The sequence below is a fragment of the Paenibacillus rubinfantis genome (genome assembly GCF_001486505.1).
In the GTDB taxonomy this organism is placed as follows: Bacteria; Bacillota; Bacilli; order Paenibacillales; family Paenibacillaceae; genus Fontibacillus; species Fontibacillus rubinfantis.
The window spans coordinates 266,388-283,804 of record NZ_LN909066.1; the positions used below are offsets into that span (position 1 = coordinate 266,388).

17 protein-coding genes are annotated in these 17,417 nt (G+C 54.0%); 1 reads left to right on the forward strand and 16 read right to left on the reverse strand.

Annotated features, from left to right (window positions below; translation table 11 throughout):
- Positions 1-141: 141 nt before the first annotated feature.
- The 7 genes from hslU to sucC form a co-directional block, all read right to left on the reverse strand.
- Positions 142-1,545: an ATP-dependent protease ATPase subunit HslU gene (gene hslU / locus BN3277_RS18790; RefSeq protein WP_059045368.1), complete on the reverse strand. Its 1,404-nt coding sequence runs from the start codon at positions 1,543-1,545 to the stop codon at positions 142-144.
- A gap of 38 nt (positions 1,546-1,583) precedes the next feature.
- Positions 1,584-2,126: an ATP-dependent protease subunit HslV gene (gene hslV / locus BN3277_RS18795; RefSeq protein WP_059045370.1), complete on the reverse strand. Its 543-nt coding sequence runs from the start codon at positions 2,124-2,126 to the stop codon at positions 1,584-1,586.
- A gap of 397 nt (positions 2,127-2,523) precedes the next feature.
- On the reverse strand, positions 2,524-3,840 hold the full coding sequence (gene trmFO / locus BN3277_RS18800; protein ID WP_059045373.1) for a methylenetetrahydrofolate--tRNA-(uracil(54)-C(5))-methyltransferase (FADH(2)-oxidizing) TrmFO: 1,317 nt from the start codon (positions 3,838-3,840) through the stop codon (positions 2,524-2,526).
- Between the two features lie 71 nt (positions 3,841-3,911).
- Complete coding sequence (topA, locus tag BN3277_RS18805) at positions 3,912-6,014, reverse strand: type I DNA topoisomerase (protein ID WP_059045375.1); 2,103 nt, start codon at positions 6,012-6,014, stop codon at positions 3,912-3,914.
- A 165-nt stretch (positions 6,015-6,179) separates the two neighbouring features.
- Positions 6,180-7,268 (reverse strand): DNA-processing protein DprA, encoded by a 1,089-nt coding sequence (gene dprA, locus BN3277_RS18810; protein WP_059045376.1) that lies wholly within the window; start codon positions 7,266-7,268, stop codon positions 6,180-6,182.
- A gap of 97 nt (positions 7,269-7,365) precedes the next feature.
- Positions 7,366-8,295: a succinate--CoA ligase subunit alpha gene (gene sucD / locus BN3277_RS18815; protein WP_059045379.1), complete on the reverse strand. Its 930-nt coding sequence runs from the start codon at positions 8,293-8,295 to the stop codon at positions 7,366-7,368.
- Positions 8,296-8,343: 48 nt separating this feature from the next.
- Complete coding sequence (gene sucC / locus BN3277_RS18820; protein ID WP_059045381.1) at positions 8,344-9,504, reverse strand: ADP-forming succinate--CoA ligase subunit beta; 1,161 nt, start codon at positions 9,502-9,504, stop codon at positions 8,344-8,346.
- A 578-nt stretch (positions 9,505-10,082) separates the two neighbouring features.
- On the opposite strand from sucC, the gene BN3277_RS18825 reads away from it, so the two are divergent.
- The gene (locus BN3277_RS18825) at positions 10,083-11,702 is read left to right on the forward strand and encodes a YifB family Mg chelatase-like AAA ATPase (protein ID WP_059045382.1); all 1,620 of its coding nucleotides are present in this window, start codon (positions 10,083-10,085) and stop codon (positions 11,700-11,702) included.
- Positions 11,703-11,720: 18 nt separating this feature from the next.
- Here the strand turns inward: BN3277_RS18825 and BN3277_RS18830 are convergent, their stop codons facing one another.
- From BN3277_RS18830 to BN3277_RS18870, 9 genes are all read right to left on the reverse strand, one after another.
- Complete coding sequence (locus tag BN3277_RS18830; RefSeq protein ID WP_059045384.1) at positions 11,721-12,113, reverse strand: YraN family protein; 393 nt, start codon at positions 12,111-12,113, stop codon at positions 11,721-11,723.
- Positions 12,106-12,411, reverse strand: coding sequence for an EscU/YscU/HrcU family type III secretion system export apparatus switch protein (locus tag BN3277_RS18835; RefSeq protein ID WP_059045386.1), 306 nt, complete (start codon positions 12,409-12,411; stop codon positions 12,106-12,108). Before BN3277_RS18835 ends, BN3277_RS18830 begins: the two co-directional genes overlap by 8 nt.
- Positions 12,408-12,920: a flagellar hook-length control protein FliK gene (locus BN3277_RS26120; protein ID WP_059045388.1), complete on the reverse strand. Its 513-nt coding sequence runs from the start codon at positions 12,918-12,920 to the stop codon at positions 12,408-12,410. The genes BN3277_RS18835 and BN3277_RS26120 overlap by 4 nt, the downstream gene beginning before the upstream one ends.
- 20 nt (positions 12,921-12,940) lie before the next feature.
- Positions 12,941-13,933 carry a hypothetical protein gene (locus BN3277_RS18845; protein WP_059045390.1) on the reverse strand — a complete coding sequence of 331 codons (993 nt, stop codon included), beginning with the start codon at positions 13,931-13,933 and terminating at the stop codon, positions 12,941-12,943.
- Between the two features lie 70 nt (positions 13,934-14,003).
- On the reverse strand, positions 14,004-14,624 hold the full coding sequence (locus tag BN3277_RS18850) for a ribonuclease HII (RefSeq protein WP_059045392.1): 621 nt from the start codon (positions 14,622-14,624) through the stop codon (positions 14,004-14,006).
- Positions 14,625-14,854: 230 nt separating this feature from the next.
- On the reverse strand, positions 14,855-15,718 hold the full coding sequence (gene ylqF, locus BN3277_RS18855; RefSeq protein WP_059045394.1) for a ribosome biogenesis GTPase YlqF: 864 nt from the start codon (positions 15,716-15,718) through the stop codon (positions 14,855-14,857).
- A 70-nt stretch (positions 15,719-15,788) separates the two neighbouring features.
- Positions 15,789-16,457 (reverse strand): signal peptidase I, encoded by a 669-nt coding sequence (gene lepB, locus BN3277_RS18860; RefSeq protein ID WP_059045396.1) that lies wholly within the window; start codon positions 16,455-16,457, stop codon positions 15,789-15,791.
- Between the two features lie 90 nt (positions 16,458-16,547).
- A complete protein-coding gene (gene rplS, locus BN3277_RS18865) occupies positions 16,548-16,892 on the reverse strand; it encodes a 50S ribosomal protein L19 (protein ID WP_059045398.1) in 345 nt (114 codons plus the stop codon).
- Between the two features lie 240 nt (positions 16,893-17,132).
- A complete protein-coding gene (locus BN3277_RS18870) occupies positions 17,133-17,387 on the reverse strand; it encodes a hypothetical protein (RefSeq protein WP_059045400.1) in 255 nt (84 codons plus the stop codon).
- Positions 17,388-17,417 lie beyond the last annotated feature (30 nt).

Genomic DNA, 17,417 nt, shown 5'->3' on the forward strand with positions numbered 1-17,417 from the left:
TACTTAAAATCAATTCCTTTTCTTGGAATTAAGAAAGGCCACCCGCCTGCACGGCGGAGTGGCCTGAATTTTTACATTATTGTGAAAATGGGATAAAGTCCTATCGAATGAGAGAACTATCCCGTTTTATCCTAGCGAATCCTACAAAATGAACTGACTAAGGTCACGATCTTGGGCAATATTTCCTAGTTTCTCCTTCACATATTCCGGAGTAATCACCATTTTCTCGAGCGTCAGTTCCGGAGCTTCAAAGGACAGATCCTCCAGCAGCTTCTCGAGAATGGTATGCAGGCGTCTGGCTCCGATGTTTTCGGTATTCGTGTTGACTGTAGCTGCGATACGGGCGATTTCGTGGATCGCCGCATCCGAAAACTCGATTTCCAGATTTTCCGTACGCAGCAGCTCAACATACTGTTTGGTCAGCGCATTTTCCGGCTCTGTTAAGATCGAAACAAAGTCCTCCAACGTTAAGCTGCTCAATTCGACCCGTATCGGAAAACGCCCTTGTAACTCGGGGATCAAATCGGACGGCTTGGCGATATGGAAGGCTCCCGCAGCGATAAACAAAATATAGTCGGTTTTGATCGGACCGTATTTGGTCATGACCGTCGAACCTTCCACGATCGGCAGAATGTCGCGTTGCACGCCTTCGCGGGAAACGTCGGGACCTGAACCCTGCCCTCGACTGGCGACTTTATCGATTTCGTCGATGAAGATAATCCCGGTTTGCTCCGCCCGCATGACGGCTTCCTGAATCAAATCATCCTGATCGATCAGCTTAGCCGCTTCCTCCTGCGTCAACACCTTGCGCGCTTCCTTTACGGTCAGCTTTCTCTTCTTCGTCCGTTTCGGCAGAAGGTTGCCGAACATTTCTTGCATGTTCATGCCAAGCTGGTCGTTGCCCTGACCGGCGAACATATCCATCATCGTTGGCGCATTGTCCTCTACTTCGACTTCCACGATATCGTTCTCCATTTGACCGGCCAGCAGTTTGAAGCGTACTTGGCGGCGGCGTTCCGTCAGTGTACCGTCTTCCTCCGGCTGCTCCTGGGCAGGGGTGCTGTTTCCGTTACCGCCACCGAATAACATCTCAAAGGGATTACGAACCCCTTTGGATTTGCTCTCCGAAGGGACCAGGATGTGAACTAAACGTTCATTGGCGAGCTCTTCCGCCTTGTCTTTCACCTTCTCGGTACGCTCCAGCTTCACCGTACGGATCGCCGTTTCAATCAGATCGCGAACCATCGACTCAACGTCCCTGCCTACATACCCGACCTCGGTAAATTTTGTGGCTTCCACTTTAATGAAGGGGGCACCCACAAGCTTGGCGAGTCGACGGGCAATTTCCGTTTTCCCTACCCCGGTTGGCCCGATCATCAGGATGTTCTTCGGCACGATCTCATCCTGCACCTCTTCCCGGAGAAGACTACGCCGGTACCGATTCCGCAATGCGACGGCAACCGACTTCTTTGCTTGCTTTTGCCCTACGATGTACTTATCCAGTTCGGCCACGATTTGTCTTGGCGTTAAATTTTTATCGGTCATGATTCGTCCCCCCTGAAAACGTTAGTTTCAACGGAACCTCAAAGCTCCTCAACGATAATGTTGTTGTTGGTATACACGCAAATTTCTGAGGCGATCTGGAGGGATTCACGGGCGATATCCTTCGCTTCCAGGCCCTGCCCATGGCGTTTGAGTGCCCGAGCAGCCGATAGAGCAAAATTACCGCCTGATCCAATAGCCAGTACATCGTCATCCGGCTCAATAATTTCGCCGCCGCCGGAAATAAGCAGCATGCCGGATTTATCCATGACGATCATCAAGGCCTCGAGCTTGCGAAGCACGCGGTCCTGCCGCCAATCCTTGGCGAGCTCAACAGCAGCTCGCTGCAGGTTGCCCTGGTGCTCCTCCAGTTTCCCTTCGAACTTCTCGAATAACGTGATAGCATCGGCAACCGAACCGGCAAAACCGGCCACAACTTGCCCTCGGTACAACCGGCGGACTTTCTTTGCCGTTTGCTTCATCACAACGTTTTGCCCAAACGTAACTTGCCCGTCTCCGGCAATGGCGCCTTTGCCGTTATGGCGTACGGCGCAAATCGTTGTCGCGTGAAAAGATAGATCCATGGGTATTCGCCCTTCCTTTCTTGAGTCTCAACCCTCCCCATCCCTCCCTTACCGTAAGGGAGGGCGCCCGAGGGCCTGCTGCCCTCTGGACTCCCGCAAGAGGAGGAACGTAGGATCGACTGAGGCGCTCCTGCCCGCTGTCCCCTTTGGGGATGCGCTCTACTTTGGTGCATGGAACGCTTTTCCCCCTTCGGGTACGTCTTACTTTGGCTGCTCCTGGGTTACCTGATGAAACACCTAGAAGAACGTGGGATCCACTGGAGGCGCTCCTGAGCCGCTGTCCCCTTCGGGGATGCGCTTTACTGCGAGTGTGAATCAACTAACTAATTCTATGTTTATGAGCTTCCTTGTTTTCAGCATAACTCGTTTGCCCCCTAGATTGCAAAAAAACGGTGGTTTAACCCAACCGTTCTTCTGCCATAAAGGTGCGTAAGCTATTTAGCGCGCGCTGAGCGAGCGCTTCGTTTTTCTCCGCCTTTTTGCGGTAGCGGGTGTCCAGTTTCGGGAACAGGCCAAAGTTGGCGTTCATCGGCTGGAAGTGTTCGAAATCCGCGGTGGTGATATACCGCGCCATACTGCCGAGCGTCGTGTCTTCGGGGAAGACGATCCCTTCCTGCTCGGCGGCGGCACGCGCCGCGTTGATCCCGGCGATCAGGCCGGAGGCAGCGGACTCGACGTAACCTTCAACACCGGTCATCTGGCCGGCGAAGAACAAAGTAGGCCGCGCTTTCAGTTGATATGTCGGCATCATCAGCTTCGGCGAGTTGATAAATGTGTTGCGGTGCATCACGCCATAACGCACGAATTCGGCGTTCTCTAGACCCGGGATCATGGAGAACACGCGCTTTTGCTCGCCCCATTTCAAATGGGTCTGGAAGCCTACCAGGTTGTACAACGTGCCGGCAGCGTTATCTTGACGCAGCTGTACGACAGCGTGAGGGAGCTTGCCGGTATGCGGGTTTACGAGGCCAACCGGCTTCATCGGTCCAAACAACGCGGTCTGCTTACCGCGGCGCATCATGATTTCGATCGGCATGCAGCCTTCGAAATACACTTCCTTCTCGAAGTCTTTCAGTTGCGCTACTTCCGCATGAATTAACGCGTCATAGAAGGCGTCGAATTCCTCTTCGGTCATCGGGCAATTCAGGTACGCTGCTTCGCCTTTGTCATACCTCGAGGCTAGGTACACTTTATTCATATCGATCGATTCCTTCTCCACAATCGGAGCGGCGGCATCGTAGAAGTAGAAATAATCCTCGCCGGTCAACTGCCGTATCTGCTCCGATAGGGCAGGAGACGTTAATGGACCCGTCGCAATCACGACGATCCCTTCCTGCGGAATCTCTTGGATTTCCTCATTGACGACTTCGATCAACGGGTGTTCCCGCAACGTGCGAGTGATCTCCCCGGAGAAGCCGTCCCGGTCCACCGCCAGCGCCCCGCCGGCCGGTACCGCGTTGCGGTCCGCCGCGCCAAGCACCAGCGAATTCAGCATCCGCATCTCTTCCTTCAGAACGCCAACCGCGTTCGTCAAACCGTTCGCCCGCAGCGAATTGCTGCAGACCAACTCCGCGAATTTATCGGTATGATGCGCCGGGGTTTTGACCACCGGACGCATCTCGTATAAGACCACGGGGATCCCTCGGCTCGCGATCTGCCAAGCCGCTTCACTGCCGGCCAGTCCCGCGCCAATGACCGTTACTTTGTTCGTCATGCTCTAATCCCCCTATTAATCCCTTGCTGTGTATCTATGTTGTGAATGGCCTGCAATATCCAGCAGCACCATTAATCATCCATCGCGTCGTCGTTCTCCTCGATCGCTTCCACGTAATCGCAAGCGGTACATTGCAGCTTCCCGCCTTGCTTGTTTCGTTTCTCCACAAGTAGAGAGCCACATTTCGGACAAGGCTTCGGTGACGGCTTATCCCACGATACGAAATCGCACTCCGGATAACGGTCGCAGCCATAGAAGACCCGTCCCTTTTTGCTTCGGCGTTCCACCACATGACCCTCTTTACATTTCGGGCAGGTGACGCCGATATCCTTGACGATCGGTTTCGTATTCCGGCAATCCGGGAATCCCGAGCAAGCCAGGAACTTCCCAAAGCGTCCCAATTTATAGACCATCGGTTTCCCGCATTTTTCGCAGATTTCATCGGAGACTTCGTCTTCGATTTCGACTTCCTTCATTTCTTCCTCAGCAACACGAAGCCGTTTCTCGAAGGATTCATAAAACTCGCCAAGCACTCGAACCCAATCCTCGGAGCCTTCCTCGACGTGGTCAAGGTCCTCCTCCATGTGCGCCGTAAACTCAACGTCCAGGATTTCCGGGAAAAACTGCTCCGTCTGTTCAATGAGGAGCTCGCCCAACTCGGTAGGTACAAACTTCTTCTCTTCAATGGCAACATACCCGCGTTTTTGAATCGTCTCCAACGTTGGCGCATACGTACTTGGGCGTCCAATCCCAAGCTCCTCCAACGTTTTGACCAAACGAGCCTCCGTATAACGAGGCGGCGGCTGAGTGAAATGCTGCTTCGGCTCGATTGACTCTTTCGCCAGCTCATCCCCTTTTTGCAGCGGCGGCAAGAACTTATCGTCCTCATTGGCGTTTCCGTCATCGTTGCCTTCCACGTACACCTTCATGAAGCCCGGAAAACGGATCTTCGAACCAACGGCACGGAACGTCGTTTCGCCGGCGGCAATGTCAACCGACATCGTGTCCAGCACGGCCGACGTCATCTGGCTGGCCATAAAGCGGTCCCAAATCAATTTATACAACCGATATTGGTCCCGACTGGTGAATTCCTTCACCGATTCCGGGTCGCGCATCGCGGATGTCGGGCGAATCGCTTCGTGGGCATCCTGCGCGCTGGCTGCTTTTTTGGAATATTGACGAGGTGTTTCGGGTGCAAATGCCTCTCCGAATTTCCCCAAGATATATTCCTTCGCTTCCTCTTGCGCCGAGGCGGCGATACGTGTCGAGTCCGTACGCATGTAGGTGATCAGACCCACGGTCCCCTCTTTGCCGAGGTCAACCCCCTCATACAGCTGCTGAGCGACCGACATCGTCTTCGCTGCACGGAAGTTCAGCTTGCGAGCCGCCTCCTGCTGCAGGGAGCTAGTCGTAAACGGAGCCGCCGGATGGCGAAGGCGTTCCTTTTCCTTCACTTCAGCTACGCTAAACTTGGCCTTCTCAATCGATTTCAAAATCTCTTGAACCTGCTGTTCGCTTTGCAGCTCCAGCTTCTGGCCTTGGAACTGATGAAACTTCGCTTCGAAAGCCGTATCTCCGGTTTTGAGCTTCGCCGTAATGCTCCAATATTCTTCCGGTACAAATTCGGAGATTTCATTCTCCCGGTCCAGAATAATTTTGACCGCTACCGATTGGACGCGACCAAACGACAAGCCTTTTTTGATCTTCTTCCAGAGCAGCGGGCTGACCTTGTAACCAACCAGTCGGTCCAGAATCCGTCTGGCCTGCTGCGCGTTCACCAGATCCATGTTGATGGGGCGCGGGTTTTTGAATGCATCCTTAACCGCTTGCTTTGTAATTTCATTGAAGACGACGCGGCAGGTTTCCGTTTCGTTCACGTCCAGGACGTGGGCCAAATGCCAAGCAATCGCTTCTCCTTCGCGATCGGGGTCAGCTGCCAGATAGATTTTTTTCACTTTTTTGCTGGCATCCTTTAATTCTTTTAATACGGAACCCTTCCCACGGATCGTAATATACTTCGGACTGAAGTCGTTCTCTACTTCAACCCCAATTTGGCTCTTGGGCAAATCGCGAACATGACCCATTGAGGCTTTCACGATGAATTTGCTGCCTAAGTATTTGCCAATCGTTTTCGCCTTGGCAGGCGATTCCACGATGACGAGTGAATCCGCCACAGGTTCGTCCTCCTCTCAAACAATACGAAACTTCATTTAATTTAAAATCGAGTTCAAAAAGTCAGCTTTTCAGCACCGAGTAGGTTGGATGAATCAAGGGACTGAGTAGCTTTGAACTCCCTCTCATATAGTCATATATTCGGGCCACTCTCGGTTAGGAATGGACTATATTAACTGGTACACGGAGCCGGGGAGTTGAACCGCCGTTTTTTTCATGATTAAAGATAACAGAACTGAATGTAAAAGTCCAAAATCCCACCCGGTCTGCACAAGCAGATCATCAAAACGCGTGATGCCCTGCTCCAACATATGGTATATGCGGCACTCCTCATCTGTCAACTTGTTTCCTGTTACCGCTTCCTTTTTGGATACATTCATGGCAGGTAAAATGGCCTCATACTCCTCCCAAATATCCTTGGCTTCGGTGACAATTTTGGCCCCCTGCTTGAGCAGTGACAACGTCCCCCGGCTTTTCGGCGAGGTAACCGGACCGGGGACGGCAAACAAGTCACGGTTGGCATCCAGCGCCCGATCCGCCGTAATCAGCGAACCGCTGCGGGCATCGGCTTCAACAACCACGGTGCCGCGGCTGATCCCCGCGATGATCCGGTTCCGCTGCGGGAACATCCCGGGATGGCCCGGCGTGCCCATCGGATATTCTGAAACGACGAGCCCCTGCTCGGCGATCCGGCGATACAGTGAGAGATGCTCTGGAGGATAGGCGATTTCGATGGCCGTGCCTAATACAGCCAAGGTGGGCCCTCCCGCCTGCAAAGCCGCTTCATGGCACACCCCGTCGATCCCGCGGGCCATCCCGCTAACGATGGTGATTCCACGAGAGGCAAGCTCCCCTGCCAAATCTGTAGCGACCTTCCGACCATAGGCGGTTGGCAGCCGCGTACCTACCATCGCAATGGAGAGGCTGTTCAGCAGTCGAACGTTCCCCAGGGCATACAGGACCCATGGCGGTTGAGCGGTCTCCTTCATTAAAGTAGGATACTCTGAATCCCATCTTGTAATCATATGGATGCCTTTATTGCAAAGTTGTTCCATGCGTGCTTCGATCCAGTCGGCGGTATAGCGTTCTGCTAATTGCAGCGCAAGCTCCGAATTCAATCCCCGTTTCATCCAATCAGCTGCGGAAAATTCCAAAGCGTGCTTCCAGTCCTTATCGTATTCAACGATCTGTTGCAACGTTTTCCACCCGATCCCGGGAAATTCATGTAATCCCGCCAAAACCCATTTTATCTCCACCCAAATCCCTCCCCTGAAAATAAAAAAAGCAACCTTCCTAGCCGCGATTGGCTTAAGAAGGTTGCTTACCTTTGCGAATGATTATATCAAAAAAAGATCAATGTGTCGTGCACAAATTCAAAATGCCGCGCTCCTCCAAAACACTCACCAGCGTAGCGCCCATCTCGGACGGCGTTGGCGCCACTTTGATGCCGCAGGATTCCAGCATGGCGATTTTTTCCTTGGCGGTGCCTTTTCCTCCGGAAATAATTGCGCCGGCATGCCCCATCCGTTTGCCCGGAGGCGCTGTCACGCCGCCGATAAACCCAACGACAGGTTTCGTCATGTTCTTCTGGATCCACTCCGCAGCTTCTTCTTCAGCCGTACCGCCGATTTCCCCGATCATAATCACGGCATGCGTGTTGTCGTCATCATTAAACCGGCGCAAAATATCGATGAACTCCGAGCCCTTCACCGGGTCCCCGCCGATCCCAACCGCAGACGATTGACCGATGCCGCGCGTGGTCAACTGATGCACCGCTTCATACGTCAACGTGCCGCTGCGAGATACGACGCCGACATGACCTGGCAAATGGATATACCCCGGCATAATGCCGATTTTACATTCGCCCGGCGTAATGACGCCCGGACAGTTTGGCCCGATCAAGACGGTTTTTTTTCCTTCCATATAACGTTTCACCTTCACCATGTCGAGAACCGGAATCCCCTCGGTGATACAGATGACCAGATCGAGCTCCGCTTCTACGGCTTCCAGGATCGAATCGGCGGCAAATGCCGGCGGGACATAAATAACGCTGGCAGTCGCCCCTGTTGCTTCCTTAGCTTCGAGAACCGTATTGAACACCGGAAGGCTTACGGTTTCGCCGCTTTCCAAAGTAATATCGACCTTTGTGCCGCCTTTGCCCGGTGACGTTCCCCCAACCATTTGCGTGCCGTAGTCGAGCGCCCCTTTGGCGTGGAACAACGCGGTTTTCCCGGTGATCCCCTGGGTGATGACCTTCGTATTCTTATCGACCAAAATACTCATATTTCGAGCCTCCCCTTATGGATAGGATTGCGTTTTGAGATGCAAATGTTAGGATACGAGCGCCACGATTTTCTGGGCTCCGTCCGCCATCGAGTCCGCGGATACGATCGCAAGGCCTGATTCGGCCAGAATTTGCTTGCCCAGATCAACATTCGTCCCTTCGAGACGCACCACGAGCGGGCGGTCCAATCCAACCTGCTTTGCAGCTTCCACGATCCCCGAAGCGATGACGTCGCATTTCATAATCCCGCCAAAAATATTGACGAAGATCCCCTTCACCTTGGCGTCCGACAAAATGATTTTAAACGCCTCCGTAACCTTCTCGGCCGTTGCGCCGCCCCCAACGTCCAGGAAGTTCGCCGGGTCGCCGCCGTAATATTTGATGATGTCCATCGTCGCCATAGCTAGACCTGCCCCGTTGACCATACAGCCGATGTTGCCATCCAGTGCAATGTAGCTAAGATCAAACTTCGAGGCTTCGATTTCCTTCTCGTCTTCTTCCTCCAAGTCGCGCAAAGCCAAAATATCCTTATGGCGGAACAGCGCATTGGAATCGAAGTTGAGCTTCGCGTCAAGCGCCAGCACATTGCCGTCTCCTGTGACAACCAACGGATTAATCTCCGCGATGGAGCAATCTTTGTCCACAAAAGCTTCATATAAAGCCAGCATAAACTGCGAGGCTTTACCTACCAATTCATTTGGGATGTTAATAGCGTAAGCCAACCGGCGCGCCTGGAACGGCGTCAAACCGACCGCTGGATCAATCGCCTCTTTAAAAATTTTCTCCGGAGTTGCGGCCGCAACCTCTTCGATTTCCGTACCGCCTTCCTCGGAAGCCATCATCGTTACGCGCCCGGTTCCCCGGTCCACAACAACGCCGACGTAATACTCCTTCTTGATGTCGCAGCCTTGCTCGATCAAGAGGCGTTTGACCTCTTTGCCTTCCGGTCCCGTTTGATGGGTGACCAGGACCTTGCCGAGGATTTCCTGGGCGTAGGATCTGACCTCATCCAAATTTTTCGCCACTTTGACGCCGCCGGCTTTACCGCGGCCTCCGGCATGAATTTGCGCCTTGACCACGACAACCGGGGTCCCAAGCGCTACCGCCGCTTCCACAGCTTCCTCGACCGTAAACGCCACTCGTCCTTCAGGAACGGCCACACCGTACTGCTTCAGGACTTCTTTTCCTTGATATTCATGGATATTCATGCGTAAAAATCCTCCTATCAACAGGCGGTATTTAGAGGGTCCAAAAACCAGCGGCTTGTGGTCCCCCTTCTCGAATTACATCAGCTGAAACCCAGAATATTGTACCACTAATTTGAAACGCTTTCCTTAAAAAGTTCATCATTTATACACAACTTTTTTATATCGTTTTCATCTCAAGTTGAGATGAATAATTGACGTAGTAAGGGAGGAAAGAGAGATTTGAGTGAACCGCTTTCAAAGTTTCAAAGATTTGAACGCACAAGGAACAACCACGTTTCATTGACTCGCCGTCAAAAAAACCTCCCACTCGCACGTATCTCGCCATGAGATGAATTCCGACGATATTCGGCAGTATTGGACATAATCCATGTTGTGAGTAATATGCTTGCCATTTTCCTTAGGGAAGTTAAAATTACCTCCCCCAGCCAGCTTCAGCTTAAAAGCTTGACAATCCTTAGGGTTCGTCCTAGAATACGTGTAGTTTCAAATGAATAGGGAAAATAAGGAAGCACCTTTTTCCAACTCGGGCCTTGCATACGCAATGGTTCGCATCAATGTGGAAAGAGGTGTTGTTTGTTATGTACGGAAAATTATACAGCGCTTGTTTGTACGGCATCGACGGCGTGATGATCGAGGTTGAAGTTGATCTCTCCAGCGGAATTCCGCAAACGAGCATTGTGGGCTTGCCGGATTCTGCGGTTCGCGAAGCGGTGGACCGGGTACGGGCCGCGATTAAGAATTGCGGCTATCGATTTCCGCTGCAGCGCGTAACGATCAATCTGGCGCCAGCCGACCTGCGCAAGGAGGGCTCCGCCTTCGACTTGGCCATCGCCCTCGCATTGCTGGCGGCCAGCGATCAAGTGAGGCTGCCGCCGGAGGAGCGCCTGCTTATCATCGGCGAGCTGTCACTCGATGGAACGCTGCGACCGGTTCCCGGCGTCTTATCTATGGTTGACCGGGCAAGGCGCGATGGGTTTACCGCCGTATTACTACCTCAGGGCAATGCCGAGGAAGCGTTATTGCTTGGCGGGATTCGGGTGTACGGGCTCAGTCATCTTAGGGAGCTGACTCCTCCTTCCCACGAAAACGGTCACCAAGTTGAACATGCTCTATTCCCGAAGCAATCACCGCGGGACCAAGCGGAGCCTGCTCCGCTGGTTCTAGAAACGCTGCATCACCTCGAGCAGAAGCCGGAAGCCGTTGCTGCAAACGCCGAGCTCCCTCCGTTGCTCGACTACAGCGATGTCCTGGGTCAACGGCAAATCAAACGGGCGCTCACGATCGCCGCCGCCGGTTTTCATAATATCGTGTTGATTGGTCCGCCAGGCACAGGCAAGACGATGCTGGTACAACGGCTTCCTTCAATTCTCCCGCCTTTGACGCCGGAAGAATCGCTGGAAGTCACGAAAATCTACAGCTCTGCCGGCAAGTTCAGCGATTCTGGGCAAGGGCTGATCCAGCGCCGTCCCTTCCGCTCGCCGCACCATACGATTTCCGCCGGCGGCCTGATCGGAGGCGGCGGCATCCCCAAGCCGGGTGAAGTCAGCCTGGCCCACCACGGCGTGTTATTTCTTGACGAGCTGCCGGAGTTCTCCAGAGGCGTGCTGGAGGTGCTGCGCCAGCCGTTGGAGGATCGCGTTGTCACCATCAGCCGCTCCCGGGCGTCGTTTACGTTTCCCGCTCATTTTTTGCTGGCGGGTTCTTTAAATCCGTGTCCGTGCGGCTACCTGGGGGCAGAGCCCCCGCTTCCGCAGTGTACCTGCACGCCTTGGCGTATTGCCCAGTACCGCGAAAAAATATCCGGTCCCTTGTTGGACCGGATCGATATGCAGGTGGAGGTGCCTCGCCCGCAGCGTTGGCAAGAGGATGCTCAGCCGCTGGACTCTGCGACGATGCGTACCCAGGTGATGGCGGCCGAGCGCATCCAGCAGGAGCGATACCGCGGCAGCCGGATTACCCGAAACAGCGAATTATACGGCAGCATCCTGCGCCGATTTGCTCCGCTGGAGCCCGATGCGGCCAAGCTGCTGCAGGCTTCCTTTACTACGCTGGGGCTCAGCATGCGGGCCTACGACCGGATCATTAAGCTGTCTCGAACGATTGCCGATCTGGACGGGGAACCGCACATTCGAGCCGAGCATGTGGCGGAAGCGATTCAATACCGGCAGTTGGACCGTCGGCAAGAGGCCACGGGATAATCAAGCTCAACCCCCATACTAAAAAGCGGCTGGAATATGCTCCAGCGTCAATTCTTCGCCTCTGCCAAACGTAACGGCCACCACGTCAAAACGAATGTTAGCGGCAAACTGGCCCGTTCGATGCAGATAAACGGCGGCCGTATCGCGAACCTGCTTGATTTTGCGGGGCGTAATCGATTCAGCCGGAGAACCGAAAGCCGCAGCTTGCTGGCTGCGGCTTCGTACTTCTACGATGATGAGCAAGTTCGCTTTGTTGGCAATGATGTCGATTTCCCCGGTACGGCAGCGCCAATTCCGTTCTACAATCGTAAATCCTTGCGACAGCAGGTGCTCGCAAGCGAGCTGTTCCGCTTTTCGGCCGAGGTCTTTGCGACCGTCCCCTCTTCGCCCATTTCCGCTAAGGTTACTCAAGGAACAACCCTCTTTCCGCCATTTTATCGGATCTATAAATAAAGGTCAGAATTTCGGCAACCAGGTCATATAATTCGGTTGGAATCTGCTGATCCAAATCCAGTTTGGACAACACCTCGACCAAGGCAGCATCCTCCTGGACGGGGATCCCATGCTCGATTGCCGCGTCCAGGATTTGATTGGCAATCAGTCCTTTGCCTTTGGCCACAACGACCGGAGCCTCTCCCTGACCCGGATCGTATTTGAGCGCGACCGCTTTTTTGAAAGCCAGGTCGGAGGCCGGCGGTTTCTCCTTCATACGCGGTAATCCACTCCTTTGTATACGCTGGGTGCGTAAGACATCGGCAGGCTAAAGTCCGCCTCGGCGCTATCCGTACCCTCAGGCGGGATCAAAAGCTCGGCCTTCAATGACAAAAGTCGATATCCCGCCTTCTCCAACGCCTCGCTCACTTCCTCCTGGCGAGATTCCAGAAACGCTCCGGTTGCTTCTTTTTCGCTGTAGATTTTGAGCAGCACCTTTTTGTCGGCAACCTGCACGTCGACCATGATCTGGCCCAGCGCCTTCATCTGCAGATCAAACCAAAGCCGGCAGTTGGCCGGATCCAGCTCCCCTTTGCGTCCGCGCCGCGACTCGATGTGCACGGCGGCGGTTTGTTGGCCGTCCGGACCGATAAAGGGCAGGAACATCGTGACCTGCGCAAACGGGGCGGTCCGGTCCGTGTTCAGCAGCAGCTGCTGTCCGGTGAGCTGCTGCACAAGCTGGCGCGCCGCCTCTTGGAGCGGCGCGGGCAGATCGTCTGAGGCCATCGCCTGCAGGAGAAGGCCCTTCAGCGTCTCGTGCGCCGCCGGGCCTGCCGCCGTCGGGCCTCCGCCAGCACGGCTTGCAGCTTCGCGACCAGCGCTCCGCCCGATCCGCCTGCGGCTTGCTGTCCCTGCAGGCCCGGCTGCGTCGCCTGCGAACCGCCCGAAGCGTCCGCATAGGCCCCCTGCCGGGCCAACTGCACCAGCCCCGCCGCCTGGTTCGGCTGAGCCGCTCCACCGGCGGGGGCTGTCCCTGTCTGAGCCGCGGCCCCACCTACCGTCCCGGCGGTCGTCTCTGATGCTTGCGGGGCTGTGCTGCCTCCAGACAAAACCGACGGCGAGGTTTGCCCCAACGGACCAGGCTGGCTAGCGGCGGCACCACCAGCAGCACGCCCTCCATTCCCGGCGGCCTCCTGTCCCGCTTGGCGCAGGAAGCTGGCGACCTGCTTCTCAAGCGAGGAGAGCAAAACATGCAGCGGCGGTCCAAACACCGCTTGATGCAGCCCCGCTACGGTTTCCCCCGTAATTGGTAAGCCCCGTCCGAAGGCGATCCCTGCCGCCTGAATCCATTCCGACAGTGGCACACCGGCCGGCTTTTGACCGGAAACCTGCTGCAGCAATGCTAAATTGTCTTTTGTTAACGGGATTCCGCTTTTTTGCATGAGCTGCAACAAATCCCGGTTAGTTGGCGTATTCTCAAGCCCCAGCGATTCGAGTGCCTTGGCTAGGGAAGCGGCGGACAAAACCGCCCCCGGAGCCGACTGGACCGGCTTCAAGACCGCCAGACCGTCCTTGGATTCCGGCTGTACCTGCAACAGCGTGGTTTCCCCTGGACGCAGCGGCGTTTCCAATGCCGCGTGGAGTTTGACGCCTTGGACCTGGATGACGGCCTCCTGTCCGTCCTCGGAGACGGACAACACCGTCCCGCGGACCACCTGCCCGGTCTTGAGTTCCAGCGTTTTTGGCTCACCGGAACGAACGTCTCCCATCATGCTGCGCAGCAGCGGTCCGATATTCATAAGCTCCCCCCTTTGCTTCCTTGACGATATGGAAAACCCGCCTCTCTCGAGAGCGGGTAAGGACTACCGGTTAAAACAACGTTTGTTCCTCTACGAACAAATTCCGCATAAAGCTTTTTCGATGCATCGGTGTGGGTCCAAGCGCTTGAATTTGCTCGCGGTGCAGCTTCGTCGCATAACCTTTATGTACGGCAATTCCGTATTCGGGATAACGCGCCTCCCATTCGCCTTGACATAAGCGGTCCCGCGTCACCTTGGCGATGATCGACGCAGCGGCGATAGACTGGCTGTTGGCGTCCCCTTTGATCACCGAGAGCTGAGGGATCGAAACCTCCACCTTCTCCGCATCGATCAACAGGAAGTCCGGTTGTACCGACAGCTTGTCGATCGCCTGCTTCATCGCTCGCCGCGTCGCCTGCTTGATATTAATCTGGTCGATCGTCGCAGCGTCCACAAAGCCAATTCCTACGGCAATCGCCTGCTCCATGATGATATCGTACAGCACCTCGCGTTTTTTAGCGCTGAGTTTCTTGGAATCATCGACACCCTCCAGCACAAGCTCCTGCGGTAAAATCACCGCAGCGGCTACCACGTCTCCAAAGAGGCAACCTCTTCCGACCTCGTCGATCCCCGCGATATGCGAATATCCCGATTGCCAGTACTCGCGCTCATATTTTAATAAATCGTCCATAGTGCCTCCTTGTTCTTCGCGAACCTATCCCCTTGATGTTAGCTGTTCTATGATGATCTCATTCCCTGTCCTGGAAATGAGGGGTTCCACGTCTGGAGCGCATTCTTCATTTGATTATCCAGCTCAATGAAAACTCTTCTTCCCCTATAATATCGGCTTTCCTCCCTCGATTCTACAGCCTTTCCTCAAAAAAACAAGCCGCCGGCACGCCGCCGACGGCTTTTTATTCTCTAATATGGCGCTTCAAGCGAATATCGCCCCAGCTTACCGGCTCGCAGCTCGCGAAGCAGAATACTCGAAGCCTTCTCCAAATCCACCCGGCCGCCGCTCATGAGACAACCGCGCTTACGCCCCACGGCCTCCATGACGGCGACAATTTCGTCCGCATCCTCGAAATCACGTGGCGCCTGATCCAGCTCGAACCGCTCTTGAAACGGTTCCCAGTAATACCGAACCAAATATTTAACCGCAAAAAAAGCGATGTCTTCGACGTTTAAGATCTCCTCGCGGATCGCCCCTGTAACAGCCAGGCGATAACCGACGTTTTGATCCTCAAACTTCGGCCACAAAATGCCCGGCGTATCTAGCAGCTCCATCTCCGTACCAACCTTGATCCATTGCTGCCCTTTGGTGACGCCGGGACGGTCGCCGGTTGCCGCGATTTTGCGTCCGGCCAAGCCGTTGATCAGCGTCGATTTGCCAACATTCGGGATACCTACGATTAAGGCCCGAACCGCCCGGGGATTAATCCCTTTGGCGATTTGCTTCTCGATTTTCTCTTTCAGCAGCTCCTTGGCGAGCAGTGGAATCTCCTTCAAGCCTTGCCCGCTTGCAGCATCCGCTTCGACGGCCAAATGCCCTTCTTCTTTAAAATAGGCAATCCATTGCCGCGTGACCGAAGGGTCGGCCAAATCGGATTTATTCAGCACGATAAGCCGGGGCTTTCCCTGCAAAATCTCATCGATCATCGGATTTCGGCTGGACAAGGGCAACCTCGCGTCAAGCAGCTCAATCACCACGTCGATCAGCTTAAGCTTCTCCTGAATCTGCCGGCGTGCCTTGGTCATATGGCCGGGAAACCATTGAATTGTCATCTTTCTTCACCTCATCTATCCCAAGAACGCGCGCCTGCACCCTCCTGTTACACCCCATACGATGCGATCTCTAGTGCTTGATAAACTGGAGATCCGAGAGTGGCCAGAATACCAGATCTGCTCTGCCTACGATGTCCCCGTAAGGCACGTAGCCGATCCGCCGGCTGTCTGTACTGTTGGAACGGTTATCACCAAGCACAAACACGTACCCTTCCGGAACGGTTCCATCCGGAACCAGCTCGTTCGGGAAATTGGCTTCATGATTATAAAGCTCATTATTGTTATGTTTCTCAATCACAACATCTTTAATGTATGTTTCGTCCACGACCTGCCCATTCACAGTAACCGTATCCCCTTCGACTTGAACCGTATCGCCGGGAACGCCAATGACGCGTTTGATGAAATCGCGGCCTTCCGACGGAACGTGAAAGACGATCACTTCGCCATGCTTGGGAGCACGCATATCGTAAATGATTTTGTTCACGATAATCCGTTCTCCGGTATGGAAGTTCGGCTGCATCGACGGGCCGTCTACGATAAACGGAGCAAAGAAAAGCCAACGAATCAGGAGAACTAGCACAACGGCGATAGCAATGGCTTTCAGCCATTCCAGCGCCTCGCTTTTTTCCTTCTTGCCCGCAGGCGGCACCTGCACCGTTTCCGGCCCGCCGAGTTGGTGTTCTACCGTTCCGGAGGGCTGCGAAACTTCCAGATGATCACGTTGTTCTTGTTTCTCCATGGATCGTGACCTCTCCTTATCTCTTAAAAGTTGTCTATAATAAGTAAAGGGGCTTGATTGGATCCAAGCCCCCTGTTCGTTAATGGAAAATTAACGACGTACTTCTTTAATTCTCGCTGCTTTACCGCGAAGTTCGCGAAGATAATACAACTTCGCACGACGCACTTTACCACGGCGAGCCACTTCGATTTTATCGATTTTCGGGGAATGAAGCGGGAAAGTTCTTTCCACGCCTACACCGTTGGAAATTTTACGAACTGTAAAAGTTTCGCTGATTCCGCCGCCACGACGCTTAATTACAACACCTTCGAACAATTGGACACGTTCACGAGATCCCTCGATAACCTTTACGAACACTTTCAAAGTGTCCCCAGGACGAAAGCTCGGAATATCCTTGCGAAGCTGTTCTTGCGTAATCGCTTGTACGATATTCATCTAGGACTCCCTCCTTCCACTCAGGTGTTCATGCCTCTTCCGGAGAATCCTCTGTTCTCCTTCATCATCCGCAGCGGACCACCGAATTCACAACAAATTGAATTTTATCATAATTCCATAGGCATAGCAAGAAAAATGTGCAAAGCAACAGGCCATTTGCCCACAAGTACCACCTTTTTTATCCTATCCTGACGAATGCAAAAAAATGCCTCCAATCCCTTGGAGGCTCACGTTCGTTCTTTAAATTAATGCGATGGCCAGCAGCGTAAACAAACTAAGCGTTAAGATCTCCTCGTTAGCGCCATAAGGTCCGTAGCCGTACCCATAAGGCGGAAGAAACGCCGAGGTATAAGCACGGCCTTTCGCTGACCTTTTCAAGTAGACGTTCTCTCGATCCACCTTCACGATCGTACCTTCATAGACGCCGCCATCCCGGGTTAAAATGCGAACCTTCTTATTCATGCATTGCAGACAATTATAATAGGCCTCTGCCATTCCCCTTGTTCCCCTTCCTTTTGCAAGCTA